Genomic DNA, 17376 nt, shown 5'->3' on the forward strand with positions numbered 1-17376 from the left:
GACCGCGGCGGCCGCGCCACGCGCCGTCGGTCCCTCGCTCCGGCAGGGCGTCAGCGCAGGACCTCGACCAGAGCCACCCACGAGACGAAGACACCCGCGGCCAACGAGGCGACGATCGCCACCGCGACGACGCCGAACCCGGCCTCGAGGCCGAGCAGGAGCAGCATCGCGCCGACCAGGTAGGCGACCGGAGCCACGGCGCCCACGAGCACCTGCGTGGCGCCCAGCACCGGCGCCACGCCCGATCCGACGATCCGGCGCACCGCGACCACCTGCAGCGCGACGCCTGGCACGGCGACGAGGCCGATCTCGGCTCCGAGGGCCCACAGCGGCTGGCCCGGCGCCAGCGCCGCGCACGCGGCGACCACACCCGCGACCAGGGCGGCGAGCGCGCTCCCGGCTCGTGCGGGGATCGTCGGGGTCGCCAGGATCTGGCCGATGTTGACCGACAGCGCCACCACGGTCAGCCCGGCGAGCGCCGCCGTCGCACCCGCGGTGGCGACGCAGAAGTCGTGCCAGCCGGCGAGCGCCTCCACAGTCGCCACGATAGGGCGGTCGCCGTGCCGGCGCCCGGCAGACGCCTGGTCGGCGGCCCCGACGACGACGGCCCCGACCCGCGGTGCGGGAAGGGGCCGTCGTGGGACGCGCGGGGGTCAGTCCTGCTCGGAGGACTCCTCGTCCTCGCCGTACGTGCCGTCGCCGCGGAGGTTCGCGACGTCGACGACGTTGCCCGAGGCGTCGGTGACCTTCGCGCCCTCGACGACCTGGGCCAGCGCCTTGCCGCGGACGACCTCGGCGACCAGCTCGGGGATGTGGTTGTGCTCGACCATGTGCTGGACGAACTGCTGGGGATCCTCGCCCGACTGCTGGGCCCGGCGCATCATGTGCTCGGTGAGCTCGTCCTGCTCGATCCCGATCTCGGACTCCGCCGCGATCTGGTCGAGGAGGAACTGCGCCACCAGCGAGTCGCGCACACGCTTCTCCAGGTCGGCCTCGAACTCGTCGATGGTCTGCTCCTCGGAGTCGAGGTAGGCCTCCATCGTCATGCCGGCCATCGCGAGCTGCTGCTCGATCTGCTGGCGACGGTTCGCGATCTCGGCCTCGACGACGCCGTCGGGGATCGGGACGTCCAGCTTCTCCAGGGCGGCCTCGAGCACGGCGTCGCGCGCCTCGGCCGCCTGCTCCAGGCGCTTGCCGCGCGAGAGCTTCTCGGCGAGGTCGGCCTTGAGCTCCTCGACAGTGTCGAACTCCGAGGCCGTCTGGGCGAAGTCGTCGTCCAGCTCCGGGAGCTCCTGCTCCTTGACGACGTCGACCGCCACCTCGACGTCGACCTCCTCGCCGACCAGGTCACCGCCGGCCAGCTTGGTCTGGAACGTCGTCGTCTCGCCGGCCGACATGCCGGTCACGGCGTCGTCGAGGCCGTCCAGCATGGTGTTCTTGCCGATCTGGTACACGATCCCGCTCGCCTGGGCCGCGTCGATCTTCTCGCCGTCCTTGCTGGCCGACAGGTCGATCGTGACGAAGTCGCCCTCGGCAGCGGCGCGGTCGACCTCGGTCAGCGTCGCGAACCGCTCGCGCAGGCCCTGGAGCTGCTCCTCGACGTCGTCGTCGGAGACCGCGACGTCGGCCACCTCGACCTCGAGACCGGACAGGTCCGGGGTCTCGAACTCGGGCTTGACGTCCACCTCGACGGTGAACTCGACCAGCTCGCCGTCCTCGAGGCGGCTCACGTCGACCTCGGGCTGCCCGAGCGGCTGCACCTCGGCCTCGGCGACGGCCTTGGAGTAGATCTCCGGCAGCGCGTCGTTGATCGCCTGGTCCAGGATCGCGCCGCGCCCGACCCGCTGGTCCACGACCTTCGCGGGCACCTTGCCGCGACGGAATCCGGGGACCTGGATCTGCGACCCGATGGTCTTGTACGCCTTCTGAAGCTGCGGCTCGAGCTCCTCGAAGGGCACCTCGATGGTGAGCTTCACCCGGGTCGGGCTCAGTGTCTCCTGGGCACTCTTCACGAGTACGTTCTCCTTGGTCGTGACTGCATCTGGCCGCCGCGCTCGGGCGGCACCGTCGGGATGACAGGATTTGAACCTGCGACCCTCCGCTCCCAAAGCGGATGCGCTACCAAGCTGCGCTACATCCCGGTGCTCGACTCCGCGAGGCGGACGTCCGATCCACTCTAGCGGCCGGGGCCGCGCGACCCCGAATCGGCGCCGCGCCGCACGGGAGTCCCCGTACGACACCCACCGGGTGGTGTGGCATCATGGTCGCCGTCGCCGGGCCGCGCGAGACCCGGATCTCGGCGCGCGGGCGTAGCTCAATGGTAGAGCCTCAGTCTTCCAAACTGATTACGCGGGTTCGATTCCCGTCGCCCGCTCCACTCCTCGACCGCGTCGACGTGGCGCGTCTCACTTGTCCGATTCGGACCGTTTACCAAACCGTCATACGGGCCTAACGCCCTGGCTGTCTGGCGCTCCTAGTGTCGAAGACGTCGACGACGCGATTACGCATCGCCGGTTCGGCATCCACAACGCGGCGCCTGGCCCGCTTGGCAGGGAAGGCGGCCCAGGCGCCGCGTCGACTCCACACCCGGGAGGTCGGATGCGCGCACTCGTCTTCGCCTGGCACGTCGCCGCCAGCGGACTGTCCCACTTCGCCTCGGCCGACATCTCCGCGGCCAACGCCCTCGGGAGCGCGCACGAGCTCTCCGCCGCCCGTCGCGAGCGCGAGGAGATCAGCGCGATGCTGGCCGCCCGGATGCTTCCGGACGCGAGCTGACCGTACGACCGGTCGCTCCCCTCGCCCCGGGCCGTCGGGCCGCCGCCCGGGTGACCGGGACCCGCCGACGGCTGCGCGGCTGGCACCGCGGGCACCAGAAGAGGTTCCGGCCCGCCAGCACCTGGGTGCGGACCGGCGTCCCGCACACCCAGCACGGCAGGTGCGCACGGCGGTAGACGTAGACCTCGCCCCCGTGGTCGTCCTGGCGCGGCTCGCGACCCATCGCCTCCGGCTCGTGCTCGGGCCGGACGGTGTCGATCCGGTTGCGCTCCACGCCGACGTGCATGAGCGCCACGAGGTCCGCCCACAGCGCGTCCCACTCCCCGCGCCGCAGGAACCGACCCTCCATGAACGGATCGAGCCCGTGCCGGAAGAGCAGCTCGGCGCGGTAGACGTTGCCGACGCCGGCCAGCACGCCCTGCTCCATCAGCAGCGCGGCGATCGTCAGGCGCGACCGCGTGATCCGGGCCCAGGCGCGGTCGGGGTCGGCGTCGCCGCGCAACGGGTCGGGACCGAGCCCGGCGACGTACGCCTCCTTCTCCGCCGGGCCGATCAGCGTGCAGACCGTCGCCCCGCGCAGGTCGGCCCAGGCCTCGTCGGACTCCAGCCGCCACCGCACCGCCCCCACCACCGGACGGTCCGTCCCGCTGCTGATCGTCAGTCCGCCGATCAGCCCGAGGTGGATGCGGACCTGCTCGGCCAACCCGTCGAAGGCGACGAACAGCTGCTTGCCGTACGCCTCGGCCCCGGCCAGCACCCGCCCGTCGATGCGCGCGGCGCCGTCGGCGAACCGTCCCTGCGGGCTCGACGAGTGCGTCGGCCGACCGGCGAACGCGGCGTCGAGGTCGAGGGCGAGACGGTGGAGCGTGTGACCTTCGGGCACGCCTCAGAAGTCCTCGCGGTGCACGGCGACGTCGGTGCCACGCGCCTGCTCGTACGCGGTGAGCAGCGAGATCCGGCGCGCGTGCCGCTCGGCACCGCTGAACGGGGTCGCGAGGAACCTCTCGACCAGCGCAGTCGCCTCGTCGGTCGTGTGCATGCGCGCGCCGACGGCGATGACGTTCGCGTCGTTGTGCTGACGGGCCAGCTCGGCGGTCTCGACCGACCACGCCAGAGCCGCACGTACGCCGTCGACCTTGTTCGCGGCGATCTGCTCGCCGTTGCCCGAGCCGCCGATCACGATGCCGAGGCTGCCCGTCTCGGCCACCACGGCCTCGCCGGCGGCCAGACAGAACGGCGGGTAGTCGTCCTCGGCGTCGTAGGTCTGCGGCCCGTGGTCGACGACGTCGTGCCCCTGGCCCCTCAGATGCTCGACGAGGTGGTTCTTGAGCTCGAACCCGGCATGGTCGCAACCGATGTGAACGCGCATGCCGCCATTGTCTCCCACGTCCCGCCCGGCTCGGGCCGGGTCTCGCGCCGGCACCCGGACGCCGCCGGGGTCAGGGACGCGTCCACCCGGGCAGATCCCGACCGAGCCACGCGGCGAGCCGCTCGTTCGACGGCGCGTAGACCTCCGCGAGCCGCTCCCTGGTCTGCGGGTCGAGCGGAGGGTACGCGACCGGCGTCGGCGCCTGGTCGGGCTTCTCCGCGACGCGGTAGCGGTTCTTCCACTTCTCCTCGAGCTGTCCGGCCTTCGACGCGTCGACGCCGAGGAACCCCAGCACCTGCTCGAGGGTCGTGTCCCGGTCGGCGATCAGGTCGTCGAGCAGCAGGACGTGCAGCCGGTCGCGGCCGTACAGCCGCGCGAGCGCCTCCAGCTGGTCGACGTAGTGGCCGCGGTCGACGTAGGAGTACTGGGCGCGCTCACGCATCGTCCCCGTGGCGAGCCGCTCCGGCTCGAGCGCCAGTGCCTCCTCGAACGAGTCCAGGTCCTCGCGGCCCTTGCGCTTGGTGTGCCAGAAGTGCGAGTACGCACGCTTGACGGGATCACGCAGGATCACCACCAGGCGCGCCTGCGGCACGGCCTCGTGGATCGCCTCGCGGGTCTCGGGAAGGTACATGTACGCGGGCGTCGCCTCTCCCCACTGCTTGGTGCGGCGGTTCGGCTTGAACTGCTCGGCGTACCAGTCGAGCCCTCGCTCGGGTCGCCGGTCGAAGAAGTGCAGCTCCTTCGGCCGGGCCATCGTGATCTGCGGGTGCTGGCGCAGCGTCGCCGCCAGCGTCGTCGTGCCGCACTTCTGGGCTCCCACGATCAGGAAGGTGGGTAGGGGCATGAGCGGTCTCCGGTCGTTCGGCGATCGAGCGGCGATGGGATGACGGCGGTCCGATCAGTTCGGCCGATGGCCGAGATTAACAGGCGAGGCCTCCGCGCCCGCGAGCCCTCACGGCCGCAGACCGGCCAGCGTCGCGGCGACCAGCCGTACGGCCGAGACCGACTCCGCGAACTCCCACGGACGGCGCCAGAATCCGTGGGTCGTACCGAGTGAGCGCCAGGCGACGCAGGAGACCCCGGCGCCGCGCAGCGCCGCTGCGTACTGCTCCCCCTCGTCGCGCAGGAGATCGTGCTCGGCCGTGATCACCAGCGTCGGCGGCTGGCCGCTGAGATCGGCCGCGCGCAGCGGCGAGACCTCCGGGTCGTGCCGGGCCTGCGCGGTCGGGGCGTACGCCGCCCAGTACCAGTCCATCTCGGCCGGCTCGAACCCGTTCTGTGCCGTCCCCTCGGTCCGACGCGACTCGGTCTCGGCCTGGGCGTCCAGGGGCGGGTAGACCAGGACCTGGAAGTCGAGCGCGCGGGGGTCGCGCACGCTCAGCCCGGCGATCAGGTTCGCACCCGAGGAGTCGCCCACGCCGGCGACCACGGTCGCGTCCACTCCGAGGTCGCCCGCGTGGCCGCGGAGCCACCGCAGCGCGGTCTCGACGTCGTCGAGCGGCGCAGGGTACGGGTGCTCGGGCGCGCGCCGGTAGTCCACCGCGAGCAGCGCCCACCCGGTCGCGTCCGCGAGATGCCGACAGAACCGGTCGTGGGTCTCCAGGTCGTGGAAGACCCACCCGCCGCCGTGCACGTACAACGCGACGGGCGCCCCCGCGTACGGCCGGTAGAGCCGGCAGGCGACTCCGTCGGCGTCGACGTCCCGTACGTGCTCGAGGTCCAGCGCGAGGTGCCGCTCGGCGAGGGCCGCCGCGCGGTCGTCGACCCGGTCGGCCGCGATGTCGATGTCCACCGGGGCACCTTAGCCGCGACCGGACCGGGGTGAGGGCAGCCGGACCGCCGTCAGGTGAGGATCGGCTCGCGCGTCCGGGTCCGCTTCAGCTCGAAGAAGCCGTCCGTGCCGGCGACCAGCAGGCAGCCGTCCCAGAGCTTCCCGGCCTCCTCGCCCTTCGGCGCCGGGCTCACGACCGGCCCGAAGAACGCGACCTCGCCGATCGAGACCACCGGCGTGCCGACGTCGGTGCCGACCAGGTCCATCGCCTGCTGGTGCGACCCGCGCAGCGCGTCGTCGAAGGCCTCGGAGTCGAACGCGTCGCCCAGCTCGGGCTCGAGGCCGACCTCGACGAGCGCCTCGGTGACGGTCTCGCGGTCGAGGTCGCGCCCCTGGAGGTGCCGGCGGTCGCCGAGCGCGGTGTAGAGGTCGCGCAGCACGTGGTCGCCGTGCTTCGCGGCCGCGGCCACCGCCACCCGCACGGGTCCCCAGGCCTGCGCGAGCATCGCGCGGTACTCCTCGGGGAGCTCGTCGTTGTCCTCGTTCAGGACCGCGAGGCTCATCACGTGGAAGTCCACGCTCACGTCACGGACCTGCTCGACCTCGAGCAGCCAGCGCGACGTCATCCAGGCCCAGGGGCAGGCGGGATCGAACCACATGTCGACGGTCGTGCTCATCGTCGTCCTCTCGTCGGGGGCAGCCGGTACGCGGGGGCGCACCTGGTTGCTCACAACAACGGACGCCCCGCTCGCATTTCCTCCACGAGGGAGAAGACGACCGGCTGCAGGTCGCCACCCGAGCGTCGCGCGACCTCGCGCTGTCGCTGGTACGACGCGCCGGCGTCGAGGATCTGCTCGATCGCCGCGAGGTCCTCGGAGCACTTCAGCCGCTCCGCCGCCGGGGCCAGGACCTCGAGCATCCGCCGCACGTCGGTCGTCACGAGGTCCTCGTTCGCGTCGGCGTCGAGCACCAGGATGGCGTCCATGCCGTAGCGGGCGGAACGCCACTTGTTCTCCTGGAGGAACCACTGCGGCAGGTCCGGCAGAGGTCGGCCGGCGTCGAGCTCGGCCGAGAAGTGCTCGACCAGGCACTGGGTGAACGCCGCGATCGCCCGGACCTCCAGGAGGCTCGGCAGCCCGTCGCAGACCCGGACCTCGACGGTTCCGAACCGCGGTGACGGCCGGACGTCCCACCGGATCTCGGAGAAGTCGTCGATCACCCCGGTGTGCAGCATGTCGGAGGTGTAGCGCTCGAGGTCCGACCACTCGTCCAACCGGAACGGCAGGCCCGCCGTCGGGAGCTGCTGGAACATCAGCGCCCGGTTGGAGGCGTACCCGGTCTCGCGGCCGCCCCAGAACGGCGACGACGCCGAGAGCGCCTGCATGTGCCCGTAGTACGCCAGGACGGCCCGCACCAGCGGGAGGACCTTGGCGCGGTCCTCGATCCCGACGTGCACGTGCACGCCGTAGATCAGCATCTGACGACCCCACCACTGGGTCCGCTCGATCAACGTGTTGTAGCGCTCCTGGTCGGTGACCCTCTGGTGGTCCGACTGCGCGAAGGGATGGGTGCCGGCGCACATCAGGTCCGCACGGAGCGGCTCGACCACGTCGCGCACCTCGGCGAGGTTGTCCGCGAGGTCACGGGCCGCGCCCGCCACGGTCTCGTGCACGCCGGTGACGAGCTCGACCGTGTTGAGGAGCAGCTCCTGGTGCACGTGCGGGTGCGGGCTGCCGTCGGGGCCGGCGAGCGCGTCCAGGACCGGCCGCGCGACCTGGCGGAGGTCGCCGGTGTCGGCGTCGACGATCGCGAGCTCCCACTCGATCCCGACCGTCGAGCGCGGCGACGTGGCGAAGGGCAGTCCCATGCCCCCATCCTGCCGCGCCCGTACGCGCGGTGCGCTTCGCGCCGTGTGACGTGGACCCCGATCCGGCCGCCCGAGGACGAGCCCGGGGTCACGCAGCGCGAAGGGAGGTGCGCAGCGGGGCGACACCGCGGACGAGCAGCCACAGTGCCAGGCCCACCTCCCCGACGACGGCGGGCGTCAGCAGCACGACCGGGAGCACCCCGCCGTACGACGGGGCGAGCAGCGACGCGAGCGAGTCGACGACGTAGCCGATCCCGGCGACCACGAGCAGCCCGCCCAGGACGCGGGGCACCGCGCGCGAGCGCAGGAGCAGCTCGCCGAGCAGCACGAGGTGGACGCCGAACAGCACCAGCGCCACCAGGAAGCCCGTGCTGAACGTCTCGAGCGACGCGAGCACCTCGGCATCGGACCCGGGGGTCGCCGCCGTCCCGGCCACCACGCCGTACGCGGCGAACAGGTGCACCAGGCCCGCGGCCATCATCACGGTGTAGACCAGCCGGAAGACCGACGAGAGCAGCGCGCGGACCGCGCCGAGCGGGGCGAGCACGGCCAGCAGCGTGACCGAGACGACCACGTCGATCACCGTGATCCCGATCCAGGCCCCGAGGCTCAGCCCGAACAGTCCCTGGGACTGCGCGAGGCCGTCCGCGGTCGCGACGGCGTCACCGGGCACGAGCAGCGACTCGAGCGTGAGCGGGCCGAGCATCCCGAGCACGGCGAGCAGGAGGTAGAGGGCGCCGGTGAACCGGGCGAGCCGCCGGCGTGCGCCTTCGCTCGTACGGAGGGGCGCACCGTTGTCGGGCGCGTGCAGGTCGCGCGCCGGCGCCGCCACGGCGGTCATGCCGTCTCCTCCGTCCGCGCGTGCGCCCGAGCCGACGGCGTCAGGCGGCCCACGATCGCGGGCGCCTCGTGCACGAGCTCCTCGTCGTCGACCGCCGCGACCATGAAGAGCGCGAAGTCCGTCCGGCGCGTCAGGTTGCTCGCCAGGACCGGGTCGCCGACGTGGCGGCTCCAGACCGGCAGACCCTGGCTCTCGCCTTCCTCCAGGTCGCTGCCGCGCACGACGGTCCAGCGCCGGTCGCTGGCGAAGATCCGCCGGGCGGCCTCCACCTGGTCGTTCAGGTCGACGACCCGGATGATCGGCGCCAGCCGCCCCATCGCACCGACCAGGAACCGCACCTTCCAGCTGTACACGTCCTGCCCGTCCCGCGTGATGTGCCAGCCGCAGGAGAAGATCAGCCGCGCGTCGGTCGGTGCGAGGTCGAGCACGGCCTGCGCCGTACCCGAGGCGTAGTGCTTCATCCCCCACGGGACGAGCACGACGAGCACGGCGTCGCAGCCCTCGACGGCACGTGCGATCACGTCCCGGTCGTCCGTGGGGCCGGGGACGATCGTGATCCGGTCGGCGACGTCGGCGAGCTTGTCGACGCTCTGCTCGCGGCAGACGCCGACGACCTCGTAGCCCCGGTCGAGCGCGTGGCCGATCATGTACCGGCCCACCTTGCCCGACGCCCCGACGATGCAGATCTTCTTCGGCATGGGAATCCCCCGTCTCGTGGTGCCTTACACCGTAAGGATGCTCCTTACGCTGTAAGGTGTCAAGCCCTGGAGCCGACCGAGGAGAGCCGATGACCGAGCAGGACCCGACCCGACGCGTACCTCTGACGCGCGAGACCGTGCTGCGCGAGGCGGTCGCGCTCGCGGACGAGTCCGGCACCGCGGCCCTGTCGATGCGAGGACTCGCACGCCGGCTCGGGATCGAGGCGATGTCGCTGTACCACCACGTCGCGAACAAGGACGCGATCCTCGACGGGATGGTCGACGCCGTGTTCGCGGAGGTCGAGGCGCCGGCGATCGACGGCGACTGGCGCTCGGCCATCCGGGCCCGCTGCTCCTCGCTGCGCCACGTGCTGGTGCGTCACCCGTGGGCCGTCGGACTGCTGGAGTCGAGGACCTCACCCGGCCCCGAGACCCTGCGCCACCACGACCGCGTCCTCGGGTGCCTGCGCCGCGCCGGCTTCACGATCGCCGGCGCCGGCCACGCGTACGCACTGCTCGACAGCTACGTGTACGGGTTCGCGCTGCAGGAGAACGCGGTCCCGTTCGACCCGTCGGGGCAGACGCCCGAGGAGCTCGCCGCGCTCGCGACCGCGATCATGGCGGACTTCCCGCGCGACGAGCTGCCGTCGATGGCGGAGATGACCGCGTACGCCCTGCGGCCGGGCTACGCCTTCGCCGACGAGTTCGAGGTCGGGCTCGACGTCGTGCTCGACGGGCTCGACGCCCACCGCGCGACGTGGTGACCCGCGTCCCTCCCCGCTGCGTGACGTGGCGCCCGTTCCGTCCGGAGCGGTCCGGGGCTGTCGTCACACAGCGCGAAGGGGTGCGCCGGTGACGCCTGCGACGATCAGGTCGGCGAGCCGGCGGTAGGCCTGCGCGTCGTCGAGCGACGTCATCGCCTCCATCTGGCCGCGCTGGATCGACTCCATCACCTCGGCCGCCACCGCGCCGACGAACGAGGCGTCCACGGCGCGGGCCGGGTCGGCGGCCGACTCGACCAGCAGCTTCACGCGGCGCGCCGCGGCGGCGGTGTTCTGGGCGTAGACCTCGCGCGCCGGCGCGAACGCGTCCAGGTCGGCGTAGAAGGCGGGCGTCGCCGGGGAGAGCTCGGTGGCGATCGCGTCGAGGTACGCACCGATCCGCCGTACGGGGTCGCGCTCCGCCTCCACCCGGGCCTCGACGCGCTCGGTCGAGCGCCGGAAGAACGCCCGCACCACGGTGATCACCAGCTGCTCCTTGCTCGGCGCGATCTCGTAGAGCGTCGAGCGCGAGCAGCGCAACCGCTCGGCGAGGTCGCCGATCCCGAACCGCAGGAAGCCCTGGGTCAGGAACAGGTCGACGAGGCCCTCGAGCAGAGCCACCTGGCGCGGCGAGCGTCGGGGGGTGTGCAGCGGCCGAGGCATACCGGCTACTGTACTGGAGTAGCACGATGAGTACAGTCCCGATCCCCGGTCGTGGCCGAGAGCAGGAGGCCCGCATGCCCGTCGAACGCCTGATGCCCACCGAGGAGTCCGCCGACCTGATCGCGCTGACCCGCGCGATCGTGGACAAGGACCTCCGTCCACGCGTCGACGAGGCGGAACGGACGGCCACCTTCCCGCGCGACGTCTTCCGCACGCTCGGCCGTACGGGCCTGCTCGGGCTCCCCTACCCCGAGACGTACGGGGGCGGCGGCCAGCCGTACGAGGTGTACCTCCAGGTGCTGGAGGAGATCGCCTCCGCGTGGGCGTCGGTCGGGGTCGGCACCAGCGTGCACGCGCTGTCGTGCTTCGGTCTGTTCACCGCGGGCTCCGAGGAGCAGAAGCAGCGGTGGCTCCCCGACATGCTCGGCGGCGAGCTGCTCGGTGCGTACTGCCTGTCCGAGGCGCACGCCGGGTCCGACCCCGCGGCCATGCGGACGCGCGCGGTCCGGCAGGGCGACGAGTACGTGATCAACGGCGCGAAGGCGTGGACCACCCACGGCGGCGAGGCCGACTTCTACACGGTGATGGCCCGCACGTCGGATGCGGGCGGCCGCGGGATCTCGTGCTTCCTGGTGCCCGCGGACACGCCCGGTCTGAGCGCCGACAACCCCGAGGACAAGATGGGGCTGATGGGCTCCACGACCGCGACGATGCTCTTCGAGGACGTGCGGGTGCCGGCCGAGCGCCGTCTCGGCGACGAGGGGCAGGGCCTGCCGATCGCGCTCGCCGGGCTCGATGCGGGGCGGCTCGGGATCGCGGCGGTCGCCACCGGTGTCGCGCAGGGCGCGCTCGACGTCGCCGTGGCGTACGCGAAGGACCGCGAGTCGTTCGGGCGGCCGATCATCGACCACCAGGGCCTCGCGTTCGTGCTCGCCGACATGGCGGCCGCGGTCGAGTCCGCCCGCGCCACCTACCTCGCCGCCGCACGGCTCAAGGACGCCGGCCGGCCGTACGGGCGCCAGGCCTCGATCGCCAAGCTCGTCGCGACCGACAACGCGATGAAGGTGACCACCGACGCCGTCCAGGTGCTCGGCGGCGCCGGCTACACGAAGGACTTCCCCGTCGAGCGCTACATGCGCGAGGTGAAGGTCATGCAGATCTTCGAGGGGACCAACCAGATCCAGCGACTCGTGATCGGCCGCGACCTCGCCCGCTGACCGAGCCCGCTGACCGACCCGACCAGAACAGCAGGAGACCCATGGACCTCGCCACCACCGCCGCCGTCGTCACCGGAGGCGCCTCCGGTCTCGGAGCCGCGACCGCTGCCGCCCTGGCCGCACGCGGCGCGACCGTGTACGCGCTCGACCTCGCCGGCGCGATCGAGCAGGTCTCGACCGGCGACGGGGGCGGCTCGACCGGCGACATCACCTACGTCGCGACCGACGTCACCGATGCTGCATCGGTCCGCAGCGCCATCACCGCGGCCGCCTCCGGCGACGCCCCTCTGCGTACGGTCGTCAGCTGCGCGGGGATCGGCCCGTCGGCTCGGATCCTGTCGCGGCGCGGCGTCCACGACCTCGACCTGTACGCGAAGGTCGTCCAGGTCAACCTCGTCGGCACCTTCAACGTGCTCGCGGTGGCCTCGGAGGCGATCGCCCGGACCGAGCCGGACGCGGACGGGCAGCGCGGCGTGGTCGTGAACACCGCCTCCATCGCGGCGTACGACGGCCAGGTCGGCCAGGCCGCGTACGCGTCGTCGAAGGGCGGGATCGTCGGCCTCACCCTCCCGGCGGCGCGCGACCTCGCGCAGTACGGGATCCGGGTCTGCGCGATCGCGCCCGGGATCGTCGACACCCCGATGCTCGCCACGGTCTCGGACGAGTTCCGCGCCGGACTCGCTGCCGGCGTGCCGTTCCCGCAGCGGCTCGCGAAGCCGTCGGAGTTCGCGGACCTCGTCACGATGATCGTCGAGCACGACTACCTCAACGGCGAGGTGATCCGGATGGACGGCGCCCTGCGCATGGCGCCCCGCTGAGCGAGCCCGCTGATCCCGTTCGTCGAGGCCGAGCGGAGCGAGGATCGAGACGCCTACGGGTCTCGATCACTCGCTCCGCTCGCGCCTCGACCATCGGAGAGGTTCGCGCCTCGACCGACGGAGGGCACAGGGGTCGCGCCTCGACCCACGGGTGGTGGAGTCCACGTTCTGGGACGCCGTGGAAGGATGGGCGCATGCCTGGAACGAACCTGACGCGCGCCGAGGCCGCCGAGCGCGCCGCGCTGATCGACGTCCGCCACTACGCCGTCGAGCTGGACCTCACGGTCTCCGAGACCGAGTTCGCCTCGACGACCGTGGTCACGTTCTCCAGCCGCGAAGCGGGCGCGTCGACGTTCGCCGACCTGGTGGACGGGCGGGACGTCCGCGCCTGGCTGAACGGCACGGAGCTCGACGCCGCCGCGTACGCCGATCAACGGCTCGCGCTCGACGGGCTCGAGGCCGACAACGAGCTGCGCGTCACCGCGCGACTGCCGTACTCGCGCACGGGCGAGGGCCTGCACCGGTTCGTCGATCCCGCCGACGGGCGCGTCTACCTCTACACGCAGTTCGAGGTCCCCGACGCTCGACGCGTCTACACGACCTTCGAGCAGCCGGACCTCAAGGCGACCTTCACCTTCACCGTCGACGCCCCGGCCGGCTGGACCGTCATCTCGAACGCCGCCACCCCGGAGCCGACCGAGGTCCGCTCGGGCGTCGAGCGTTGGTCGTTCGCCGAGACCAAGCGGATGTCGACCTACATCACGGCCCTCGTCGCCGGTGAGTACGACGTCGTCACCGACGCCTACAAGGGTGACTACGAGGAGATCCCGCTCGCGATCCTCGTGCGTCGCTCCCTGCGGGAGTTCCTCGACGCCGACGAGATCCTCGAGGTCACCAAGCAGGGCTTCGCGTTCTTCGAGGACGCGTTCGCCATGGGCTACCCGTTCGGGAAGTACGACCAGGCGTTCGTGCCGGAGTACAACATGGGCGCGATGGAGAACGCCGGCGCGGTGACGTTCCGCGACGAGTACATCTTCCGCAGCCGCCAGACCCACGCGGCCTACGAGTCGCGCGCCAACACGATCCTGCACGAGATGGCGCACATGTGGTTCGGCGACCTCGTCACGATGAAGTGGTGGGACGACCTGTGGCTGAACGAGTCGTTCGCCGAGTGGGCGTCGCACTACGCCGAGGCGAAGGCGACGCGGTACACCGGCGTCTGGACCGGCTTCACGAACCAGCGCAAGAACTGGGCGTACCGCCAGGACCAGCTGCCCTCGACGCACCCGATCGCCGCGGACAACTACGACCTGCACGCGGTCGAGGCCAACTTCGACGGCATCACCTACGCCAAGGGCGCCTCGACGCTCAAGCAGCTCGTCGCCTGGGTCGGCGAGGAGGACTTCCTCGCCGGGTTGCGGGCCTACTTCACGAAGTACGCCTACGGCAACACCGAGCTCGCCGACCTGCTCGCCGAGCTCGAGGAGGCCTCCGGGCGCGATCTGCACGCGTGGGCCCAGGAGTGGCTCCAGACGTCCGGCGTCAACACGCTGCGGCCGGCCTTCCAGGTCGACGCCGACGGCCGTTTCACCGCGTTCGCGGTCGAGCAGACCGCCGCGGCCGACTACCCGACGCTGCGCCGCCACCGGATCGCGATCGGCCTGTACGACCGCACGGCCGACGGGCTCGTCCGCCGGCACCGCGTCGAGACCGACATCACCGGCGCCTCCACGCCGATCCCCGAGCTCCTCGGCGAGACCCAGCCGGACCTCGTCCTGCTGAACGACGACGACCTCACGTACGCCAAGATCCGGCTCGACGACCGGTCGCTGGAGACGTTGCGGTCCTCGATCGCCACGATCGACTCCTCGCTCGCCCGGGCGCTGTGCTGGGGCTCGAGCTGGGACATGCTCCGCGACGCCGAGGTCGGCGCCCGCACGTTCGTGGAGATCGTCCTGGCCGGGGTCGGCACCGAGTCCGACCTCACCGCGGTGCAGTCGCTGCTGCGTCAGGGGCTCTCGGCCGTCACGCAGTACGCCGCGCCGCAGCACCGCGACGCGCTGGCCTCGCGCTGGGAGACCGGGCTGCGCCGGCTGCTGACCGACGCCGTACCGGGCTCGGACCACCAGCTCGCGCTGACGCGCGGGTACGCCGCGGCGGCGCGATCCGACGACGCCGTCGCGATGCTGCGCGGGCTGCTCGACGGGTCGCTCGTCCTCGACGGCCTCACCGTCGACACGGACCTGCGCTGGACGCTCGTCACCGCGCTGGCGCGGACCGGCGCGTACGGCGACGCCGAGATCGACGCCGAGCTCGAGCGGGACCGGACGATCGCGGGTCAGGAGCACGCGGCGGGGGCCCGGGCGATCCGCCCGGACGCCGACGCGAAGGCCGCGGCGTGGGACGCGGTCGTCGTGCGCGACGACCTTCCGAACGAGACCCAGCGCAGCATCGCCACGTCGTTCCAGGTCGGCGGGCAGGCCGAGGTGCTCGCACCGTACGTCGCCCGCTACCTCGAGACCGCCGAGACCGTGATCGAGAAGGGCGTGTGGCGCGCGTCGACCATCCTCGAGTCGATGTTCCCGCGGGCCAACCCGAGCGCCGAGACGCTCGCGACGGTCGACGCGTGGCTGGCCACGGCGGACATCGACCCGACCACGCGGCGCTACGTCAGCGAAGGGCGTGCCGACCTGGCCCGCGCTCTGGCCGCGCAGGAGCGCGACGCGCAGGGCTGAACGCGCCGGCCGCTCGAGAGATCCCGCGCCGGCGGGTTCGGGCGGCCCCGCCGGACGTGGTCAGCGGGGGGCGGGACCGCGCAGGCCGGCCTCCTGGAGCGCGCGCTGGATCTCGCGATCGCGACCGTACGGGTCGGAGATGAAGCGGATGTCCCGCAGGCCCTGGGACTGCGCCGCCGACTCGAAGATGAAGTGACCGAAGCCGAGCAGGCGACCGATGAAGGGTCGGTCGACGGTGACGTCGAGGATTCGGGCCATCGGCATCGTCGCGATCTTGACCTCGAAGACCCCGCGGATCTTCAGCACGCGGAAGTTCGTGATCACGAAGACGTCGAGGTGCTGGTAGGCCGCCCGGTAGACACCCCACGCCCCGAGGCCGATCCCGGCGATGAACAGCAGCCACCCGACCTGGATCGGGCCGAAGAACCCCAGCACGAAGACGACGAACCCGCACGCGACCAGCAGGTACGGGACCACGAACACGATCCAGTGGTGGCGCACCACGTCCTTGACCCGCTCCCCCTCGTCGAGGAGGAGGTGGCGGCCCAGGTCCCGGTCGGGGACCAGACGCAGGAGCAGACTCAGCACCGGATCCCCCGCGGCCTCAGGACAGCAGGCTCTCGAGGAAGTCCGCCATCGCCTCGAACAGGTCGAGGATGAAGTCCCAGATGGTCTCCACGAAACCGGCGGCACCGTCGGGAGACGTCACCAGGAAGTAGATGACGAACCCGATCAGGATCCAGATGAGCGCCTTTTTCACGGAGGAGCTGCCTTTCTCGGGGGCTCGGGACAGGCACAGTCACGCACGTTTATATCGGATCGGTGAGGGGGTTCGATACAGGCGCGCCGCCGCCCGACCGATCGGCCGCCCGCACCGGGGCGGCCGCAGCACGGCTCAGAGCGCCGCGACGACCGCCTCGGCCGCCGCGTACGGGTCCGTGCGCGACGCGACGACGTCGGCCGCGAGCCCGTCGAGGCGGCCGTCCCCGTGCAGCGAGGCGAACCGTGCCCGCAGCCGCGCCGCCGCGATCGCCTCGATCTCGTCGCGCGCGCGGCGCAGCCGACGACGGTCGAGGTCGCCGGAGTCGTCGGCGCAGCGACGGTGGTCGCGGATCGCCGCGACCACCTCCTCGACGCCCTCGCCGCGGTACGCGACGGTCAGCAGGATCGGCGGCTTCCAGGCACCCTCGCCGCGCTCCGCCAACGACAGCATCGCGCGCAGCTCCCTGCGGACCTGGCGGGCGCCGTCACGGTCGGCCTTGTTGACGACGTAGACGTCGCCGATCTCGAGGATGCCGGCCTTGGCCGCCTGGATCCCGTCGCCCATCCCCGGGGCCAGCAGCACGACCGTGGTGTCGGCGAGCCCGGCGACCTCGACCTCGGACTGCCCCACGCCGACGGTCTCGACCAGGATCACGTCGCAGCCGGCCGCGTCGAGCACCCGCAGCGCGAGCGGCGCCGCGACCGAGAGCCCTCCGAGATGGCCCCGGGTCGCCATCGAACGGATGAACACCCCGGGATCGGTCGCGTGCTCGGACATCCGGATCCGGTCGCCGAGCAGCGCCCCGCCGGAGAACGGCGAGGTCGGGTCGACCGCGAGCACGCCGACCCGCAGGTCCTCCGCCCGCAGCGCACCGACGAGGGCCGCCGTCGAGGTCGACTTCCCGACCCCGGGCGAGCCGGTCAGCCCGACGACCTGCGCACCCCCGACGTACGGCGTGAGCGCGGCGCTCAGCTCCGGCAGCGTGGCCGCGTCGTCCTCGACGAGCGAGATCAGCCGTGCGACCGCGCGCGGGTCGCCGTCGCGAGCCGAGCGGACCAGCTCGTCGACGGCGACCGTACGGCGTGGCATCCGGCGGCG

The 17376-nt window shown here is 72.2% G+C and carries 19 protein-coding genes and 2 tRNA genes; 6 read left to right on the plus strand and 15 right to left on the minus strand.

All coding sequences use genetic code 11. From position 1 onward, the window contains the following. Positions 1-50: 50 nt before the first annotated feature. The 3 genes from CLV56_RS03030 to CLV56_RS03040 form a co-directional block, all read right to left on the minus strand. The gene (locus CLV56_RS03030; protein ID WP_039348593.1) at positions 51-536 is read right to left on the minus strand and encodes a hypothetical protein; all 486 of its coding nucleotides are present in this window, start codon (positions 534-536) and stop codon (positions 51-53) included. A 117-nt stretch (positions 537-653) separates the two neighbouring features. Next, the gene (gene tig / locus CLV56_RS03035) at positions 654-2012 is read right to left on the minus strand and encodes a trigger factor (RefSeq protein ID WP_039348591.1); all 1359 of its coding nucleotides are present in this window, start codon (positions 2010-2012) and stop codon (positions 654-656) included. Between the two features lie 55 nt (positions 2013-2067). Beyond that, positions 2068-2141, minus strand: a tRNA-Pro gene (locus CLV56_RS03040). A gap of 162 nt (positions 2142-2303) precedes the next feature. Here CLV56_RS03040 and CLV56_RS03045 point away from each other — a divergent pair. Further along, a tRNA-Gly gene (locus CLV56_RS03045) sits at positions 2304-2377 on the plus strand. A gap of 221 nt (positions 2378-2598) precedes the next feature. Beyond that, entirely contained in the window at positions 2599-2775 is a 177-nt protein-coding gene (locus tag CLV56_RS20480) for a hypothetical protein (protein WP_157805045.1), read from the plus strand. On the opposite strand, the gene CLV56_RS03050 is transcribed toward CLV56_RS20480, so the two are convergent. The 8 genes from CLV56_RS03050 to CLV56_RS03085 all read right to left on the minus strand — a co-directional run bounded on the left by CLV56_RS03050 (position 2732) and on the right by CLV56_RS03085 (position 9321). After that, positions 2732-3658: an Fpg/Nei family DNA glycosylase gene (locus CLV56_RS03050; protein WP_100414370.1), complete on the minus strand. Its 927-nt coding sequence runs from the start codon at positions 3656-3658 to the stop codon at positions 2732-2734. The genes CLV56_RS20480 and CLV56_RS03050 overlap by 44 nt on opposite strands. Positions 3659-3661: 3 nt before the next feature. Beyond that, positions 3662-4144, minus strand: coding sequence for a ribose-5-phosphate isomerase (locus tag CLV56_RS03055; protein ID WP_039348590.1), 483 nt, complete (start codon positions 4142-4144; stop codon positions 3662-3664). Between the two features lie 70 nt (positions 4145-4214). Then, the gene (locus tag CLV56_RS03060; protein WP_100414371.1) at positions 4215-4988 is read right to left on the minus strand and encodes a sulfotransferase family protein; all 774 of its coding nucleotides are present in this window, start codon (positions 4986-4988) and stop codon (positions 4215-4217) included. Between the two features lie 108 nt (positions 4989-5096). Continuing rightward, positions 5097-5936, minus strand: a complete 840-nt coding sequence (locus tag CLV56_RS03065; protein ID WP_100414372.1) for an alpha/beta hydrolase — start codon at positions 5934-5936, stop codon at positions 5097-5099. Positions 5937-5986: 50 nt separating this feature from the next. Next, a complete protein-coding gene (locus tag CLV56_RS03070; RefSeq protein WP_039348587.1) occupies positions 5987-6592 on the minus strand; it encodes a mycothiol-dependent nitroreductase Rv2466c family protein in 606 nt (201 codons plus the stop codon). Positions 6593-6642: 50 nt separating this feature from the next. Beyond that, positions 6643-7782, minus strand: a complete 1140-nt coding sequence (locus tag CLV56_RS03075; RefSeq protein ID WP_039348585.1) for a glutamate--cysteine ligase — start codon at positions 7780-7782, stop codon at positions 6643-6645. Between the two features lie 88 nt (positions 7783-7870). Then, on the minus strand, positions 7871-8623 hold the full coding sequence (locus tag CLV56_RS03080) for a DUF4386 domain-containing protein (protein WP_039348582.1): 753 nt from the start codon (positions 8621-8623) through the stop codon (positions 7871-7873). Continuing rightward, on the minus strand, positions 8620-9321 hold the full coding sequence (locus tag CLV56_RS03085) for an NAD(P)-dependent oxidoreductase (protein WP_039348579.1): 702 nt from the start codon (positions 9319-9321) through the stop codon (positions 8620-8622). The genes CLV56_RS03080 and CLV56_RS03085 overlap by 4 nt, the downstream gene beginning before the upstream one ends. A gap of 89 nt (positions 9322-9410) precedes the next feature. Between CLV56_RS03085 and CLV56_RS03090 the strand changes: the two genes are divergently transcribed. Next, positions 9411-10085 carry a TetR/AcrR family transcriptional regulator gene (locus CLV56_RS03090; protein ID WP_039348575.1) on the plus strand — a complete coding sequence of 225 codons (675 nt, stop codon included), beginning with the start codon at positions 9411-9413 and terminating at the stop codon, positions 10083-10085. A 63-nt stretch (positions 10086-10148) separates the two neighbouring features. Here the strand turns inward: CLV56_RS03090 and CLV56_RS03095 are convergent, their stop codons facing one another. Next, entirely contained in the window at positions 10149-10745 is a 597-nt protein-coding gene (locus CLV56_RS03095; RefSeq protein WP_039348572.1) for a TetR/AcrR family transcriptional regulator, read from the minus strand. Positions 10746-10819: 74 nt separating this feature from the next. On the opposite strand from CLV56_RS03095, the gene CLV56_RS03100 reads away from it, so the two are divergent. The 3 genes from CLV56_RS03100 to pepN all read left to right on the plus strand — a co-directional run bounded on the left by CLV56_RS03100 (position 10820) and on the right by pepN (position 15515). Next, positions 10820-11962, plus strand: a complete 1143-nt coding sequence (locus tag CLV56_RS03100; protein ID WP_039348568.1) for an acyl-CoA dehydrogenase family protein — start codon at positions 10820-10822, stop codon at positions 11960-11962. A gap of 41 nt (positions 11963-12003) precedes the next feature. After that, positions 12004-12780 carry an SDR family NAD(P)-dependent oxidoreductase gene (locus tag CLV56_RS03105; protein WP_039348565.1) on the plus strand — a complete coding sequence of 259 codons (777 nt, stop codon included), beginning with the start codon at positions 12004-12006 and terminating at the stop codon, positions 12778-12780. Positions 12781-12974: 194 nt separating this feature from the next. Beyond that, positions 12975-15515: an aminopeptidase N gene (pepN, locus tag CLV56_RS03110; RefSeq protein WP_039348562.1), complete on the plus strand. Its 2541-nt coding sequence runs from the start codon at positions 12975-12977 to the stop codon at positions 15513-15515. Positions 15516-15575: 60 nt separating this feature from the next. Here pepN and CLV56_RS03115 read toward each other — a convergent pair whose 3' ends face one another. The 3 genes from CLV56_RS03115 to meaB all read right to left on the minus strand — a co-directional run bounded on the left by CLV56_RS03115 (position 15576) and on the right by meaB (position 17367). Then, on the minus strand, positions 15576-16103 hold the full coding sequence (locus CLV56_RS03115) for a PH domain-containing protein (protein WP_245857558.1): 528 nt from the start codon (positions 16101-16103) through the stop codon (positions 15576-15578). 16 nt (positions 16104-16119) lie between these two features. Beyond that, a complete protein-coding gene (locus CLV56_RS03120; protein ID WP_211287960.1) occupies positions 16120-16275 on the minus strand; it encodes a hypothetical protein in 156 nt (51 codons plus the stop codon). Positions 16276-16410: 135 nt separating this feature from the next. After that, positions 16411-17367 (minus strand): methylmalonyl Co-A mutase-associated GTPase MeaB, encoded by a 957-nt coding sequence (gene meaB, locus CLV56_RS03125; RefSeq protein ID WP_039348559.1) that lies wholly within the window; start codon positions 17365-17367, stop codon positions 16411-16413. Positions 17368-17376: the final 9 nt, after the last annotated feature.

Origin of the sequence: Mumia flava (genome assembly GCF_002797495.1) — a bacterium.
In the GTDB taxonomy this organism is placed as follows: Bacteria; Actinomycetota; Actinomycetes; order Propionibacteriales; family Nocardioidaceae; genus Mumia; species Mumia flava.